Genomic DNA, 14345 nt, shown 5'->3' on the forward strand with positions numbered 1-14345 from the left:
GAGTTGTACTCGCGGGATGACGCTCGACCTCGGCGGTTTCGCGGCATCCGGAAGTCTGAGTCGCGCGTGAGCGCGGCGTTCCCGGGGAGCGACGAGCACTCCCCGGGAACGGACGCGTCAGACGCGGCGGCGCTTGGGCGGACGGCAGCCGTTGTGGGCCTGCGGCGTCACGTCCTGGATCGAGCCGACCTCGAGACCCGCAGCGGTCAGCGAGCGGATCGCGGTCTCACGACCCGAACCCGGACCCTTCACGAAGACGTCGACCTTCTTGACGCCGTGCTCCTGCGCCTGGCGAGCGGCCGACTCCGCGGCCATGCCGGCGGCGTACGGCGTCGACTTGCGCGAGCCCTTGAATCCGACACCGCCGGACGAGGCCCAGCTGATGACGGCACCCGAGGGGTCCGTGATCGAAACGATGGTGTTGTTGAACGTCGACTTGATGTGGGCCTGACCCACGGCGATGTTCTTCTTCTCCTTGCGGCGCGGCTTGCGCGCGGCGGACTTGGCCTGTGCCATGTGCGTTCTCCTGAATCCTGACGCTCAGCCCGCGGCTTAGCGCGCCTTCTTCTTGCCGGCGACGGTGCGCTTGGGACCCTTGCGGGTACGCGCGTTCGTCTTCGTGCGCTGACCGCGCACCGGGAGGCCGCGGCGGTGGCGCAGGCCCTCGTAGGAACCGATCTCGACCTTGCGGCGGATGTCGGCGGCGACCTCGCGACGGAGGTCACCCTCCACCTTGTAGGTGCCTTCGATGTGGTCGCGAAGCGCGACCAGCTGGTCGTCGGTGAGGTCCTTGACGCGGATCTCCTGGCTGATGCCAGTGGCGTTCAGGATCTCGACGGAGCGGGTGCGGCCCACGCCGTAGATGTAGGTAAGTGCGATCACCACGCGCTTGTCGCGCGGGATGTCGACGCCGGCGAGACGTGCCATGCGGCTCTCCTCAGAGTGTCGTGGAGGTGTGAAGCAGGATCGGTGCTCGGGCCTCCGCCCCGAGGTGTCCCCCACCCGCCTGCGCGGGAAGGATCTGATCCTGCCGATATGTATTCAGTTGGAAAAGGTGTCGAGCTGGAAGCTCAGCCCTGGCGCTGCTTGTGGCGCGGGTTGCTCTTGCAGATCACCATCACGCGCCCGTGACGACGAATCACCTTGCAGTGGTCGCAGATGGGCTTGACGGAGGGGTTGACCTTCATGATGTTCCTGTTTCGCTGTCTTCGAGACCGCGGGTGCGGCTCGTTACTTCTCGGCCGGACTCAGCGGTAGCGGTAGACGATACGACCACGGGTGAGGTCGTACGGGCTCAGCTCGACGACGACGCGGTCCTCGGGGATGATGCGGATGTAGTTCTGTCGCATCTTGCCCGAGATGGTGGCGAGCACCTTGTGACCGTTCGTCAGTTCGACACGGAACATCGCGTTGGGCAGTGCCTCGGACACCGTGCCCTCGATCTCGATGACACCGTCTTTCTTCGCCATAAACTCGCTCACGCTCAGTTGCAGACCGGCCGGTCTGCGGTGGATGGGGATTCGGTGCCTCGACACGCCAAGGAAGGCGCAACGCACCAAAGATCAAGCATACGTGGTAATACTCGCCCCGGCAACTCGCGGGGCGCGCGTCAGCCGTTCAGTCGGCCGACGATGTCCTTCTGCGGGTCGCCGGTCAGGTCGGACTGGTTCGACAGCACGGTCCCGTTCACGGCGATGGTCGGCGTGGCGATGCCGCTCTGCCCGGGCTGCACCGGGGTTTTCTGCGTCATCGCCGTGACGAACTTCGAGTAGGTCCCGTCGTCGATGCACGAGGTCACGGCATCCGATGCACCCGCCGATGTCGCGATCGACGCCAGTGTGGCGTTGTCGAGACCCGAGGTGTTCTCCGTGGGCTGCTGCGCGTACATCGCCTTCACAAAAGCCGGGATGTTGGAGGCGTCGTCGACCGCCACGCAGTACGCGGCATTCGCGGAACGCGTGGAGTACTGCGTCCCCTGCGATGCGCGGTCGAGGATCGAGATCGGGTGGATGTTGAGGGTGATCTCGTTGTCGGCGACGAGCTGATCGAGTGTCGGGCCGTAGCTCTGCTCGAACTGGTTGCAGATCGGACACATGAAGTCGACGTAGGTGTCGACCGTCTTCTCCCCCGTGCCGACGGAGATCGCGCCCGTCTCCGTGTTCACGGCCGACGACTGCGGAAGGGTTCCCGGCGAGGTCGCCTGGCTGTTGGCGAACCAGACCACGCCGCCCACGACGAGCACGACCACCACGACCGCGGCCGTGATCCCGATCGCGAACCAGTTCGTGGACTTGCGGACAGCCGCCATCATCATCAGTCGATCTCCTTCGGCACCACACCGAACGGCGCCAGTTTCTCGGCACCGCCGTCGTGAGCGGTGAGGACCCAGATGCCCCCATCATGCACCGCGACGCTATGTTCCCAGTGGGAGCCGTCTGTGCCGTCGACGGTGGACACGGTCCACCCGTCGTCCTCGACCAGGGTGGCCTGGTTTCCGATGACGACCATGGGCTCGATCGCCACCGCCAGACCGGGGCGTACTTCCGGACCGCGGTCCTCGACCGCGTAGTTGAAGATGCTGGGCGATTCGTGCATCTTGCGCCCGATCCCGTGGCCGACGTAATCGCGCAGGATGCCGTACCCGCCCTCGGGCGCGTGCTCCTCGATGTAGGACTGGATCGCCGCGCCCACCTCGCCGAGGTGGGTCGCACGGCTGAGAGCGGCGATGCCGGCCCACAGCGAACCCTCCGTGACCTCGGAGAGACGGCGGCGGGGGGCGACGAGCGCCTCCGGCGCGTCGCCCGGCACGATCACCGTGAAGGCCGAGTCACCGTTCCACCCCTGGAACTCCGCACCGGCGTCGATCGAGAGGATGTCGCCGGCCTGAAGAGGTCGTTCGTTCGGGATGCCGTGCACCACCTGCTCGTTGACCGACGCGCAGATGGTGTGGCGGTAGCCGCGCACCATCTGGAAGTTCGACTTCGCCCCCCGTGAGCCGATGAGACGCGCGGCCTCCGCGTCGAGCTGCAGGGTGGTCATGCCGGGCTCGATGAGACGACGGACGGCATCCAGCGCGTCCGCCGTGATCAGCCCGGGCTCGATCATCGAGCGCAGCTGCGCCGGCTTCTTGTAGATCGAGGAGCGCAGTCCCACGTCAGCGAGCCGAGATGCCGCGCGCGTCGAGCGCCGCGAAGATACGAGCCGTGACCTCGTCGAGGCTGCCGACACCGTCGATCTCGTCGACGATGCCGCGCGTGCCGTAGACGTCGAGGATCGGGGCGGTCTCCCGCTCGTAGATCCCCAGACGCGTCGCGATGGCTTCCTCGGTGTCGTCCGCTCGACCCTGTTCCGCCGCGCGCGCGGTCAGGCGCGACAACGACTCCTCGCGGGGGACGACGAGCGCGATGACAGCGTCGAGCGCCTCGTCACGCCCTTCCAGGAACTCATCGAGGTGCAGCACCTGCGCGAGGTTGCGCGGGTACCCGTCGAGGAGGAATCCCTCAGCGGCATCCTGTTGCGCAAGGCGGTCGCGCACGACCGCGCTCGTGAGCTCATCGGGGACCAGATCACCGGCGTCGATGATCGACTTCACCTGGAGGCCGAGCTCGGTGCCGTCTTTGACGTTGGCGCGGAAGACGTCGCCGGTGGAGACGACGGGGATGCCCAGGGCCTCGCCGACGCGAACGCCCTGCGTTCCTTTTCCGGATCCCTGCGGTCCGACGATCAGAAGACGCGCGGTCATCGCAGCAGCCCTTCGTAGTGACGCTGCTGGAGTTGCGCGTCGATCTGCTTCACCGTCTCGAGACCGACACCCACGATGATGAGGATCGAGGCCCCGCCGAACGGGAAGTTCTGGTTGGCACCGACCGTCGCAAGCGCCACCAGGGGCAGCAGCGCGATGAGGCCGAGGTAGATCGAGCCCGGGAGCGTGATGCGGGTCAGGACGTAGTCCAGGTACTCCGCCGTGGGGCGGCCCGCGCGGATACCGGGGATGAATCCGCCGTACTTCTTCATGTTGTCGGCGACGTCGACCGGGTTGAACGTGATCGCGACGTAGAAGTAGGCGAATCCGATGATCAGGAGGAAGTAGATCAGCATGTAGAGCGGGTGGTCACCGCGCGTGAGGTACTGCGAGATCCACGTCACCCACGGCTGCGGCTCCTGGCCCGCCTGCGGCTGGTTGAACTGCGCGATGAGCGCGGGGATGTACAGCAGCGACGAGGCGAAGATCACGGGCACGACGCCGGCCATGTTCACCTTGATCGGGATGTAGGTGTTGGTGCCGCCGTAGGTGCGGCGTCCGACCATGCGCTTGGCGTACTGCACCGGGATGCGCCGCTGCGACTGCTCGACGAACACGACGAGCGCCACGATGACGATGCTCACCGCCAGCACGAGGAGGAAGACCTCGACTCCGCGGGCGTTGAGGATGGAGATCATCGCGCCGGGGAAGGTCGCGGCGATCGAGGTGAAGATGAGGATCGACATGCCGTTGCCCACGCCGCGCTCGGTGACGAGCTCCGCGAACCACATGACCAGGCCGGTGCCAGCGGTCATCGTGATGATCATGAGCAGCTGCGCCCACCAGATGTCGTTGGTGAGCAGCTGCTGGCACTCGGGAACGCCGGCCGAGCCGAAGAGCTGACCCGAGCGGGCGACGGTCACGAGCGTGGTCGACTGCAGCAGCGCGAGCGCGATCGTCAGGTAGCGGGTGTACTGGGTGAGCTTGGCCTGCCCTGCCTGGCCCTCTTTGTACAGCGTCTCGAAGTGCGGGATCACCACGCGCAGCAGCTGCACGATGATCGTCGCCGTGATGTACGGCATCACACCCAGCGCGAAGATCGACAGCTGGAGCAGCGCGCCACCCGAGAACAGGTTGACCAGCGAGAGCAGGCCCTCGGTGCCGCCCGACTGGTTCAGGCACTGCTGAACGTTGGGGAAGTCGACGAAGGGCGTCGGCACGTGGGCACCCAGCCGGTAGATGGCGATGATGCCCAGCGTGAAGGCGATCTTCCGCCTCAGGTCGGGCGTGCGGAAAACCCGCGCGATGGCGCTGAACAAGGGAGAATCCTCCAGAACGATCTCGGCGCGCGACAGGGCGCACACCAAATCAGACTAACCCAGAAGGGGCCGACGGCCGTAAGGCCGCCGGCCCCTGTGGGGTCGGGCGTCAGTTGACGGAGCCGCCTGCGGCGACGATCTTCTGCTCAGCGGAGCCGGAGACCTTGTCGACCGAAACGGTCAGCGCGACCGAGATGTCGCCGGTGCCGAGCACCTTGACCTTCTCGTTCTTGCGGACGGCGCCCTTGGCCACGAGGTCGGCGACGGTCACGTCGCCACCCTGCGGGTAGAGCTCGGCGAGCTTCTCCAGGTTCACGACCTGGTACTCGACGCGGAACGGGTTCTTGAAGCCGCGGAGCTTCGGGGTGCGCATGTGCAGCGGCATCTGCCCACCCTCGAAGCCGACCTTGACCTGGTAACGGGCCTTGGTTCCCTTGGTACCGCGACCGGCCGTCTTACCCTTCGAGCCCTCACCGCGACCGACACGGGTCTTCGCGGTGTGAGCGCCCGGGACGGGACGCAGGTGGTGGACCTTCAGCACGCCGGGGCGCGCCGCGGGGGCTTCCTTCTTGGCGGCCGTCTTACCGGCCGTCGCCTTCTTCGGGGCGTCGACCGTAGCGGTCTCGTCCTTCTTGGCAGCCATTAGTCGATCTCCTCAACCTTGACGAGGTGGGCGACGGTCTTGACGTAGCCGCGCGTCTGCGCGTCGTCGGGACGGACGACCGAGTCGCCGATCCGCTTGAGACCGAGCGAACGCAGCGTGTCACGCTGGTTCTGCTTCTCGCTCACCTTGGACTTGATCTGCGTGACCTTCAGACGCTCGGCCATCAGGCACCTACCTTCTGAGCGGCGGCCTCGGCGCGCACGAGGCGGGCCGGGGCGACCTGGTCGAACTCCAGGCCACGGCGGGCGGCCACGGCGCGGGGCTCCTCGAGCGCCTTCAGAGCCTCGACGGTCGCGTGCACGATGTTGATCGTGTTCGACGAGCCGAGCGACTTCGAGAGGACATCGTGGATGCCGGCGCACTCGAGGACGGCGCGGACGGGACCACCGGCGATAACACCGGTACCGGCGGCGGCGGGGCGCAGGAGCACCACACCGGCAGCGGCCTCACCCTGGACGGGGTGCGGGATGGTCGAGCCCGAGCGGGGGACGCGGAAGAAGTTGCGCTTGGCCTCTTCGACACCCTTCGAGATCGCGAGGGGGACTTCGCGGGCCTTGCCGTAACCGACACCCACGACGCCGTTGCCGTCACCCACGACGACGAGCGCCGTGAAGCTGAAGCGACGGCCGCCCTTGACGACCTTCGACACGCGGTTGATGGTGACGACGCGCTCGAGGAACTGGCTCTCGTTGCGGTCGCGCGAACCACGGTCGCGCTGGTTGGTGTTGCGCTCGCGACCACCGCGACGGGGCTCGCGCTCGCGCTCGGCGGGGGCCTGAGCCGCAGCCGCACCCTCAGCCGGTGCAGTCTGCTCGGTCACTTCGGTCTCCTTGTTGTCACTCACAGGTTCAGCCCTCCTTCGCGAGCTCCGTCGGCGATCGCCGCGACGCGTCCCGCGTAGCGGTTGCCGCCACGGTCGAACACGACGTCGGAGACGCCCACGGCCTTGGCACGCTCGGCGACGAGCTCGCCGACCTTGCGGGCCTTGGCGGTCTTGTCACCGTCGAAACCGCGCAGGTCGGTCTCGAGGGTCGAGGCGGAGGCCACGGTGTGGCCCTTGCTGTCGTCCACGACCTGGACGAACACGTGGCGCGCCGAACGCGTCACGACGAGACGGGGGCGCAGCTCGGTGCCGACGACCTTCTTGCGAAGGCGCGCGTGACGACGAGCACGAGCGACAGACTTTGTCTTGACAGCCATGGTCACTTACCACTCTTTCCGGCCTTGCGACGCACGACCTCGCCCGCGTACCGCACACCCTTGCCCTTGTACGGCTCCGGCTTGCGGATCTTGCGGATGTTGGCGGCGGCCTCGCCGACGGCCTGCTTGTCGATGCCGCTCACGGTGACCTTGTTGTTGCCTTCGACCGTGAGGGTGATGCCCGCGGGCGGGTCGATCAGGACGGGGTGCGAGAAGCCGAGGGCGAACTCGATCGAGCTGCCCTTCTGCGCCACGCGGTAACCCGTGCCGACGACCTCGAGGCCCTTGGAGTAGCCCTGGGTGACACCGATGATGTTGTTGTTGATGAGGGTACGGGTCAGGCCGTGGAGCGACCGCGACTCGCGCTCATCGTCGGGGCGGGTGACGAGAACCTGGTTCTCCTCGACCGACACCTCGAGGGGCTGGGCAACGGTGAGCGCGAGCTCGCCCTTGGGGCCCTTGACGTTGACCTCCCGGCCGTTCACCGAGACGGTGACTCCGGCGGGGATGTCGATGGGAAGACGTCCAATACGCGACATGTCAGATCACCACACGTAGGCGAGGACTTCCCCGCCGACGCCCTTCTGCTCGGCCTGACGGTCGGTGAGGAGACCGGAGGAGGTGGACAGGATGGCGACGCCGAGTCCGCCGAGGACCGTGGGGACCTCGGTCGACTTCGCGTACACGCGAAGACCGGGCTTGGAGACGCGCTTGATGCCGGCGATCGACCGCTCGCGGTTCGGACCGTACTTCAGCGTCATGTTGAGGGTCTGGCCGACGCGGGCGTCTTCGACGCTCCAGTCGGCGATGTAACCCTCCTGCTTGAGGATGGCGGCGATGTTCGTCTTCAGCTTCGAGCTCGGCATCGACACGGAGTCGTGGTGCGCCGAGTTCGCGTTGCGCAGACGGGTCAGCATGTCTGCGACCGGGTCTGTCATCGTCATGTGTTGCTTCTTTCTTTCATGAGGTTTCGGCTGCCGTTACGCGACAGCCGACCTTCGATGACGGGCCCCCGGAAACCCGGGGGCCCGAGGGGTCAGGCCTGCTGGTCGGCCGACTGGAAGGGGAACCCGAGCTGGCGGAGCAGCGAACGGCCTTCGTCGTCGGTCTTGGCGGTGGTGACGATGGTGATGTCGAAACCACGCACGCGGTCGATGCGGTCCTGATCGATCTCGTGGAACACGGACTGCTCCTGGAGACCGAAGGTGTAGTTGCCGTTGCCGTCGAACTGCTTGGCCGACAGACCGCGGAAGTCGCGGATGCGGGGCAGGGCGAGGTTGACGAGACGGTCGATGAACTCCCACGCACGGTCGCCACGGAGGGTGACGTGCGCACCGATGGCCTGGCCCTCACGCAGCTTGAACTGCGCGATGGACTTGCGGGCCTTGGTGACGACGGGCTTCTGACCGGTGATCTTGGTGAGGTCGTCGACCGCACCATCGATCACCTTGCTGTCGCGAGCAGCCTCGCCGACACCGGTGTTCACGACGACCTTGACCAGGCCGGGGATCTGCATGACGTTCTCGTAGCCGAACTCGTCCTGCAGCGCCTTCTTGATCTCGGCGTTGTACTTCTGCTTCAGGCGGGGCTGGATCTTGCCAGCCACCGCGGCAGTGTCGGTGCTCATATTCAGAGGTCCTTGCCGCTCTTCTTCGCGTAGCGCACACGGACGGTGCGCTTGACGCCGTCCTTCACCTGCTCCTCGACACGGTGACCGACACGGGTCGGCTTCTTGGTCGAGGGGTCGACGAGCGCGACGTTGGAGATGTGGATGGGGGCCTCGAACGTCTCGATGCCACCGGTCTTGGTGCCGCGCTGGGACTGACCCACGCGGTTGTGCTTGGTGACGTAGTTCACGCCCTCGACGATGACGCGGTTCTGCTCGGACAGGACCTCGAGGACCTTGCCCTGCTTGCCGCGGTCGCCGCCGCGCTCGGGCTTGGCGCCCGAGATGACCTGAACCAGGTCGCCCTTCTTGATTTTCGCCATGATCAGATGACCTCCGGGGCGAGCGAGACGATCTTCATGAACTTCTTGTCGCGAAGCTCACGACCGACCGGTCCGAAGATACGGGTGCCACGGGGCTCCCCGTCGTTCTTCAGGATCACGGCGGCGTTCTCGTCGAACTTGATGTACGAGCCGTCGGGACGGCGGGTCTGCTTCACGACACGGACGACGACGGCCTTGACCACGTCGCCCTTCTTGACGTTTCCACCCGGGATCGCGTCCTTGACCGTGGCGACGATGACGTCACCCAGGCCGGCGTAGCGGCGGTTGGAGCCGCCGAGCACGCGGATGGTGAGCAGCTCCTTGGCGCCGGTGTTGTCGGCGACCTTCAGCCGGGATTCGTTCTGAATCACTTTTTACTCCTTGGGTTCCAAGCAAGCCGCGAGGCTTACTTGGCCTTCTCGAGGATCTCGACCAGGCGCCAGCGCTTGGTGGCGCTGAGCGGACGGGTCTCGTTGATGACGACCAGGTCGCCGATGCCCGCCGAGTTGGTCTCGTCGTGCGCCTTGACCTTGGAGGTGCGGCGGATGACCTTGCCGTAGAGCGGGTGCTTCACGCGGTCCTCGACCTCGACGACGATTGTCTTGTCCATCTTGTCGCTGACGACGTAGCCACGGCGCGCCTTGCGGTAACCGCGGGCGTTCTCGTCGCGAACATCGTTCTCGGCGTGCTCGTGACCGGCGACCTGCGCCTCGGCCTTCTTCGCGGTAGCCATTACTCCGCCTCTTCCTTCGCGGCGTCGTCAGCGGCATCCGCCTTCTTCGCCTTGCTCTTCTTCGCCTTCGCCGGAGCCTCGACCGGAGCCGGGGTGGCGCGGATGCCGAGCTCGCGCTCACGGATCACGGTGTACAGACGCGCGATGTCGCGCTTGACTGCACGGATGCGACCGTGGCTCTCGAGCTGGCCGGTGGCCGACTGGAAGCGCAGGTTGAACAGCTCTTCCTTGGCCTTGCGCAGCTCCTCGACGAGGCGCTGGTCTTCGAACGTGTCGAGCTCGCTCGGAGCGAGCTGCTTGGTGCCGATCGCCATTACGCGTCGCCCTCCTCGCGCTTGATGATGCGTGCCTTCAGCGGCAGCTTGTGGATGGCACGGGTGAGTGCTTCACGAGCGAGTTCCTCGTTGACACCCGCGACCTCGAAGAGGACGCGACCCGGCTTGACGTTGGCGACCCACCACTCGGGGGAACCCTTACCGGAACCCATGCGGGTTTCGGCCGGCTTCTTGGTCAGCGGACGGTCGGGGTAGATGTTGATCCACACCTTTCCACCACGCTTGATGTGACGCGTCATGGCGATACGAGCGGACTCGATCTGACGGTTCGTCACGTACGCGGGGGTCAGCGCCTGGATGCCGAACTCACCGAACGACACCGTGGTGCCACCGGTGGCCTGACCCGAGCGACCGGGGTGGTGCTGCTTGCGGTACTTGACCTTGCGGGGGATGAGCATTACGCCGACGCTCCTTCTGCCACGGGGGCCTCGTTGCGCGGGCCACGACGACGGTCGCCACCGCGGTCGTCACGACCGCGCGACTTGGGCGCGTTGGCCTGCTCGCGGGCGAGCTCCTTGTTGGTGAGGTCGCCCTTGTAGATCCAGACCTTCACGCCGATGCGGCCGAAGGTCGTCTTGGCCTCGTAGAAGCCGTAGTCGATGTTCGCGCGCAGGGTGTGCAGGGGCACACGGCCTTCGCGGTAGAACTCGGAGCGGCTCATCTCGGCGCCGCCGAGGCGGCCCGACACCTGGATGCGGACACCCTTGGCGCCGGCGCGCTGAGCGCCCTGCAGACCCTTGCGCATCGCGCGACGGAACGCCACACGAGCAGACAGCTGCTCGGCGACACCCTGCGCGACGAGCTGAGCGTCGGCCTCGGGGTTCTTGACCTCGAGGATGTTCAGCTGGATCTGCTTGCCGGTGAGCTTCTCGAGGTCGGCGCGGATGCGCTCGGCCTCGGCGCCGCGGCGACCGATCACGATGCCCGGACGGGCGGTGTGGATGTCGACGCGGACGCGGTCACGCGTGCGCTCGATCTCGATGTTGCTGACACCGGCGCGGTCGAGCGACGTGGTCAGCAGGCGACGGATCTTGATGTCCTCGGCGAGGTAGTCGGCGTAACGCTGACCGGGCTTCGTCGAGTCCGAGAACCACCGCGACACGTGGTCGGTGGTGATGCCGAGGCGGAAGCCGTACGGGTTGACCTTCTGTCCCATTACTTGCTCGCCTTCTTGTTGGCGCGAGCCGGGGCTGCCTCAGCGGCCTCGGGCGTCGCGAGCACGACCGTGATGTGGCTCGTGCGCTTCTTGATCTGGAAGGCGCGACCCTGAGCGCGGGGCTGGAAACGCTTGAGCGTCGTGCCCTCGTCGACGTACGCGTTCTTCACGTACAGGTCGGCGTCATCCAGGTATTCGTTCGTCTTGTCGGCGGTGACGCGAGCGTTCGCGATCGCCGAGGCGACGAGCTTGTAGATCGGCTCGCTCGCGCCCTGCGGCGCGAACTTCAGGATCGCGAGGGCCTCTTCGGCCTGCTTGCCCTTGATGAGCGCGACGACACGACGAGCCTTCTGAGGGGTCACGCGGATGTGTCGCACACGTGCGATGGACTCCACCATTTCTCTCTCCTCCTCGGTCGCCTTAGCGGCGACGGCCCTTCTTGTCGTCCTTCACGTGGCCGCGGAAGGTGCGGGTGGGCGAGAACTCGCCCAGCTTGTGGCCGACCATGGTCTCGGTCACGAACACGGGGATGTGCTTGCGACCGTCGTGCACGGCGATGGTGTGTCCCAGCATGGCGGGGATGATCATCGAACGGCGCGACCAGGTCTTGATGACGTTCTTGGAACCGGCTTCGTTCTGCGAGACGACCTTGCGAAGCAGGTGCTCGTCGACGAAGGGGCCCTTCTTAAGGCTGCGAGGCATCTTCCTCTACTCCTACTTGCGCTTCTTGCCGGCGGTGCGACGGCGGACGATCAGCTTGTCGCTTTCCTTGTTCGCGTGGCGGGTGCGGCCCTCGGCCTTACCCCACGGCGAAACAGGGTGACGACCACCGGAGGTCTTACCCTCACCACCACCGTGCGGGTGGTCGACCGGGTTCATGGCGACACCACGCACGGTCGGGCGGACGCCCTTCCAGCGCATGCGGCCGGCCTTGCCCCAGTTGATGTTCGACTGCTCGGCGTTGCCGACCTCGCCGATCGTGGCGCGGCAGCGCACGTCGACATTGCGGATCTCGCCGGAGGGCAGACGCAGCTGCGCGTAGGGGCCGTCCTTCGCGACCAGACGCACCGAGGCGCCGGCCGAACGGGCCATCTTCGCTCCGCCGCCGGGACGCAGTTCGATCGCGTGGATCACGGTACCGGTGGGGATGTTGCGCAGCGGCAGGTTGTTGCCGGGCTTGATGTCAGCGCCGGCACCCGACTCCACGACGTCGCCCTGCGACAGCTTCGCGGGGGCGAGGATGTAGCGCTTCTCGCCGTCCGCGTAGTGCAGCAGCGCGATGCGCGCGGTGCGGTTGGGGTCGTACTCGATGTGAGCGACCTTGGCGTCGATGCCGTCCTTGTCGTTACGACGGAAGTCGATCAGACGGTACTGACGCTTGTGGCCACCACCGATGTGACGCGTGGTGATGCGGCCCTGGTTGTTGCGGCCACCGGTCTTCGACAGCGGGCGCAGCAGCGACTTCTCAGGCGTCGATCGGGTGATCTCGGCGAAGTCGGCCACCGACGAGCCGCGGCGACCGGGGGTCGTGGGCTTGTACTTGCGAATAGCCATTGTTCTTGTCCTCTATCCCGACCGTCAGCCGACAGACGTGAAGATGTCGATGGTGCCGGACTTCAGCGTGACGATGGCACGCTTGGTGTCCTTGCGCTTGCCGATGCCGAAGCGGGTCCGACGGGCCTTGCCCTGACGGTTCAGCGTGTTCACCGAAGCGACCTTGACGCCGAAGATCTTCTCGATCGCGAGCTTGATCTCGGTCTTCGACGAACGGGGGTCCACCAGGAAGGTGTACTTGCCCTCGTCGATGAGCGAGTAGCTCTTCTCGGAGACGACCGGCTTCAGGATGATGTCGCGCGGGTCCTTGTTGACGGTGGTCATGCCGAGACCTCCTCGGTGGCAGCGCTCTTCGACGCGACGAACGCGTCGTAGGCGGCCTTGGTGAAGACGATGTCGTCGGAGACGAGCACGTCGTAGGCGTTCAGCTGGCCGAAGGTCAGCACGTGGACGTACGCGAGGTTGCGCACGCTCTTGATCGTCAGCTCGTCGTCGCGGTCGATGACCACGAGGACGTTCTTGACGGCACCCAGGGCGGTCAGCGCGGTCGCGGCGGCCTTGGTCGAGGGAGCACCCTCGATGCCGAAGCTGTCGACGATGTGCAGACGCTGCCCACGAGCACGGTCGCTGAGCGCACCCAGGAGGGCGGCGGCGATCATCTTCTTGGGGGTGCGCTGGCCGTAGTCGCGGGGCTTCGGGCCGTGGACGATGCCACCACCGGTCATGTGCGGCGCGCGGATCGAGCCCTGACGGGCGTTACCCGTGCCCTTCTGCTTGAAAGGCTTGCGGCCGGCACCCGAGACCTCGCCACGACGCTTGGTCGAGTGCGTGCCCTGGCGAGCCGCGGCGCGCTGCGCCACGACGACCTGGTGGATGAGGGGGATGTTCGTCTTGACGTCGAAGAGCGCGGCGGGCAGCTCGACAGAGCCGGCCTTGTTGCCGTCGGCCTTCACGACGTCGAGCGCGAGAGTCGAGTCAGCCATGATCAGGCACCCTTCACTGCGTTGCGGACGTAGACGATGCGGCCACGAGCACCGGGGACGGCGCCCTTGACGAGCATCAGGCCCTTCTCGGCGTCGACGGCGTGCACCGTGAGGTTGAGGACGGTCACGCGCTCGCCACCCATACGGCCGGCCATGCGCATGCCCTTGAAGACGCGGCTCGGGGTCGACGAGGCGCCGATCGAACCGGGCTTGCGGTGGTTGCGGTGCGCACCGTGCGATGCGGAGACACCCTTGAAGTTGTGACGCTTCATGACACCGGCGGTGCCCTTGCCCTTGCTGGTGCCGACGACGTCGACCAGCTGGCCGGCCTCGAAGAGACCGTCGACGGTGAGCTCCTGGCCCAGCGAGTAGTCGGCGGCATCCGCGGTGCGCACCTCGGTGAGGTGGCGGCGCGGGGTGACACCGGCGGCGTCGAAGTGAGCCGTGAGGGGCTTGTTCACCTTGCGGGGGTCGATCTGGCCGTAGCCGATCTGAACGGCGTTGTAGCCGTCCTTCTCGAGCGAGCGCAGCTGGGTCACGACGTTCGGGGCGACCTCGATGACGGTGACGGGAACGAGCTTGCCGTTCTCGTCCCACACCTGGGTCATGCCGAGCTTGGTGCCGAGGAGGCCCTTGGAGATCTTGGAGTTGATGTCAGCCATGTCGAACC

At 66.4% G+C, this 14345-nt stretch carries 27 protein-coding genes; all 27 read right to left on the minus strand.

Annotated features, from left to right (window positions below):
* Positions 1–117: 117 nt before the first annotated feature.
* On the minus strand, positions 118–516 hold the full coding sequence (gene rpsK, locus ACFZA2_RS04380; RefSeq protein WP_013583990.1) for a 30S ribosomal protein S11: 399 nt from the start codon (positions 514–516) through the stop codon (positions 118–120).
* A 36-nt stretch (positions 517–552) separates the two neighbouring features.
* The gene (rpsM, locus tag ACFZA2_RS04385; RefSeq protein WP_076673723.1) at positions 553–927 is read right to left on the minus strand and encodes a 30S ribosomal protein S13; all 375 of its coding nucleotides are present in this window, start codon (positions 925–927) and stop codon (positions 553–555) included.
* A 143-nt stretch (positions 928–1070) separates the two neighbouring features.
* On the minus strand, positions 1071–1187 hold the full coding sequence (rpmJ, locus tag ACFZA2_RS04390; protein WP_005050492.1) for a 50S ribosomal protein L36: 117 nt from the start codon (positions 1185–1187) through the stop codon (positions 1071–1073).
* Between the two features lie 60 nt (positions 1188–1247).
* Positions 1248–1469 (minus strand): translation initiation factor IF-1, encoded by a 222-nt coding sequence (gene infA / locus ACFZA2_RS04395; RefSeq protein ID WP_013583992.1) that lies wholly within the window; start codon positions 1467–1469, stop codon positions 1248–1250.
* 140 nt (positions 1470–1609) lie between these two features.
* Positions 1610–2314, minus strand: coding sequence for a DsbA family protein (locus ACFZA2_RS04400; protein ID WP_391401117.1), 705 nt, complete (start codon positions 2312–2314; stop codon positions 1610–1612).
* The gene (map, locus tag ACFZA2_RS04405) at positions 2314–3153 is read right to left on the minus strand and encodes a type I methionyl aminopeptidase (protein WP_391401120.1); all 840 of its coding nucleotides are present in this window, start codon (positions 3151–3153) and stop codon (positions 2314–2316) included. Before map ends, ACFZA2_RS04400 begins: the two co-directional genes overlap by 1 nt.
* A 1-nt stretch (position 3154) precedes the next feature.
* Positions 3155–3742: an adenylate kinase gene (locus ACFZA2_RS04410; RefSeq protein WP_363387050.1), complete on the minus strand. Its 588-nt coding sequence runs from the start codon at positions 3740–3742 to the stop codon at positions 3155–3157.
* On the minus strand, positions 3739–5061 hold the full coding sequence (secY, locus tag ACFZA2_RS04415; protein WP_315993612.1) for a preprotein translocase subunit SecY: 1323 nt from the start codon (positions 5059–5061) through the stop codon (positions 3739–3741). The genes ACFZA2_RS04410 and secY overlap by 4 nt, the downstream gene beginning before the upstream one ends.
* Positions 5062–5170: 109 nt before the next feature.
* Positions 5171–5704, minus strand: coding sequence for a 50S ribosomal protein L15 (rplO, locus tag ACFZA2_RS04420; RefSeq protein ID WP_264629984.1), 534 nt, complete (start codon positions 5702–5704; stop codon positions 5171–5173).
* Positions 5704–5889 (minus strand): 50S ribosomal protein L30, encoded by a 186-nt coding sequence (gene rpmD / locus ACFZA2_RS04425; protein WP_013583998.1) that lies wholly within the window; start codon positions 5887–5889, stop codon positions 5704–5706. The genes rplO and rpmD overlap by 1 nt, the downstream gene beginning before the upstream one ends.
* Entirely contained in the window at positions 5889–6569 is a 681-nt protein-coding gene (rpsE, locus tag ACFZA2_RS04430; protein ID WP_055959318.1) for a 30S ribosomal protein S5, read from the minus strand. The genes rpmD and rpsE overlap by 1 nt, the downstream gene beginning before the upstream one ends.
* Positions 6566–6925, minus strand: coding sequence for a 50S ribosomal protein L18 (gene rplR, locus ACFZA2_RS04435; protein ID WP_043361012.1), 360 nt, complete (start codon positions 6923–6925; stop codon positions 6566–6568). Before rplR ends, rpsE begins: the two co-directional genes overlap by 4 nt.
* 2 nt (positions 6926–6927) lie before the next feature.
* Positions 6928–7464 (minus strand): 50S ribosomal protein L6, encoded by a 537-nt coding sequence (rplF, locus tag ACFZA2_RS04440; protein WP_136585941.1) that lies wholly within the window; start codon positions 7462–7464, stop codon positions 6928–6930.
* Positions 7465–7470: 6 nt separating this feature from the next.
* The gene (rpsH, locus tag ACFZA2_RS04445) at positions 7471–7869 is read right to left on the minus strand and encodes a 30S ribosomal protein S8 (protein WP_013584002.1); all 399 of its coding nucleotides are present in this window, start codon (positions 7867–7869) and stop codon (positions 7471–7473) included.
* A 92-nt stretch (positions 7870–7961) separates the two neighbouring features.
* Positions 7962–8552 carry a 50S ribosomal protein L5 gene (rplE, locus tag ACFZA2_RS04450; protein ID WP_315993613.1) on the minus strand — a complete coding sequence of 197 codons (591 nt, stop codon included), beginning with the start codon at positions 8550–8552 and terminating at the stop codon, positions 7962–7964.
* 2 nt (positions 8553–8554) lie between these two features.
* Positions 8555–8914, minus strand: a complete 360-nt coding sequence (gene rplX / locus ACFZA2_RS04455; protein WP_076673708.1) for a 50S ribosomal protein L24 — start codon at positions 8912–8914, stop codon at positions 8555–8557.
* Positions 8915–8916: 2 nt separating this feature from the next.
* Positions 8917–9285 (minus strand): 50S ribosomal protein L14, encoded by a 369-nt coding sequence (rplN, locus tag ACFZA2_RS04460; RefSeq protein ID WP_013584005.1) that lies wholly within the window; start codon positions 9283–9285, stop codon positions 8917–8919.
* A 35-nt stretch (positions 9286–9320) separates the two neighbouring features.
* A complete protein-coding gene (gene rpsQ, locus ACFZA2_RS04465; RefSeq protein WP_076673706.1) occupies positions 9321–9647 on the minus strand; it encodes a 30S ribosomal protein S17 in 327 nt (108 codons plus the stop codon).
* On the minus strand, positions 9647–9961 hold the full coding sequence (rpmC, locus tag ACFZA2_RS04470; RefSeq protein ID WP_058623969.1) for a 50S ribosomal protein L29: 315 nt from the start codon (positions 9959–9961) through the stop codon (positions 9647–9649). The genes rpsQ and rpmC overlap by 1 nt, the downstream gene beginning before the upstream one ends.
* Positions 9961–10380 carry a 50S ribosomal protein L16 gene (gene rplP / locus ACFZA2_RS04475; protein WP_013584008.1) on the minus strand — a complete coding sequence of 140 codons (420 nt, stop codon included), beginning with the start codon at positions 10378–10380 and terminating at the stop codon, positions 9961–9963. The genes rpmC and rplP overlap by 1 nt, the downstream gene beginning before the upstream one ends.
* Positions 10380–11138: a 30S ribosomal protein S3 gene (gene rpsC, locus ACFZA2_RS04480; RefSeq protein ID WP_058230882.1), complete on the minus strand. Its 759-nt coding sequence runs from the start codon at positions 11136–11138 to the stop codon at positions 10380–10382. Before rpsC ends, rplP begins: the two co-directional genes overlap by 1 nt.
* The gene (gene rplV, locus ACFZA2_RS04485; protein ID WP_136585944.1) at positions 11138–11536 is read right to left on the minus strand and encodes a 50S ribosomal protein L22; all 399 of its coding nucleotides are present in this window, start codon (positions 11534–11536) and stop codon (positions 11138–11140) included. Before rplV ends, rpsC begins: the two co-directional genes overlap by 1 nt.
* A 22-nt stretch (positions 11537–11558) precedes the next feature.
* A complete protein-coding gene (gene rpsS / locus ACFZA2_RS04490) occupies positions 11559–11840 on the minus strand; it encodes a 30S ribosomal protein S19 (protein WP_013584011.1) in 282 nt (93 codons plus the stop codon).
* 12 nt (positions 11841–11852) lie between these two features.
* Positions 11853–12692: a 50S ribosomal protein L2 gene (rplB, locus tag ACFZA2_RS04495; protein WP_013584012.1), complete on the minus strand. Its 840-nt coding sequence runs from the start codon at positions 12690–12692 to the stop codon at positions 11853–11855.
* A 24-nt stretch (positions 12693–12716) separates the two neighbouring features.
* Positions 12717–13016 (minus strand): 50S ribosomal protein L23, encoded by a 300-nt coding sequence (rplW, locus tag ACFZA2_RS04500; protein WP_013584013.1) that lies wholly within the window; start codon positions 13014–13016, stop codon positions 12717–12719.
* Positions 13013–13675 (minus strand): 50S ribosomal protein L4, encoded by a 663-nt coding sequence (gene rplD, locus ACFZA2_RS04505; RefSeq protein ID WP_307446362.1) that lies wholly within the window; start codon positions 13673–13675, stop codon positions 13013–13015. Before rplD ends, rplW begins: the two co-directional genes overlap by 4 nt.
* A gap of 2 nt (positions 13676–13677) precedes the next feature.
* The gene (gene rplC / locus ACFZA2_RS04510; protein ID WP_076673698.1) at positions 13678–14337 is read right to left on the minus strand and encodes a 50S ribosomal protein L3; all 660 of its coding nucleotides are present in this window, start codon (positions 14335–14337) and stop codon (positions 13678–13680) included.
* Positions 14338–14345: the final 8 nt, after the last annotated feature.

This window comes from Microbacterium sp. NPDC007973, from assembly GCF_042958465.1.
Lineage (GTDB): Bacteria > Actinomycetota > Actinomycetes > Actinomycetales > Microbacteriaceae > Microbacterium > Microbacterium galbum.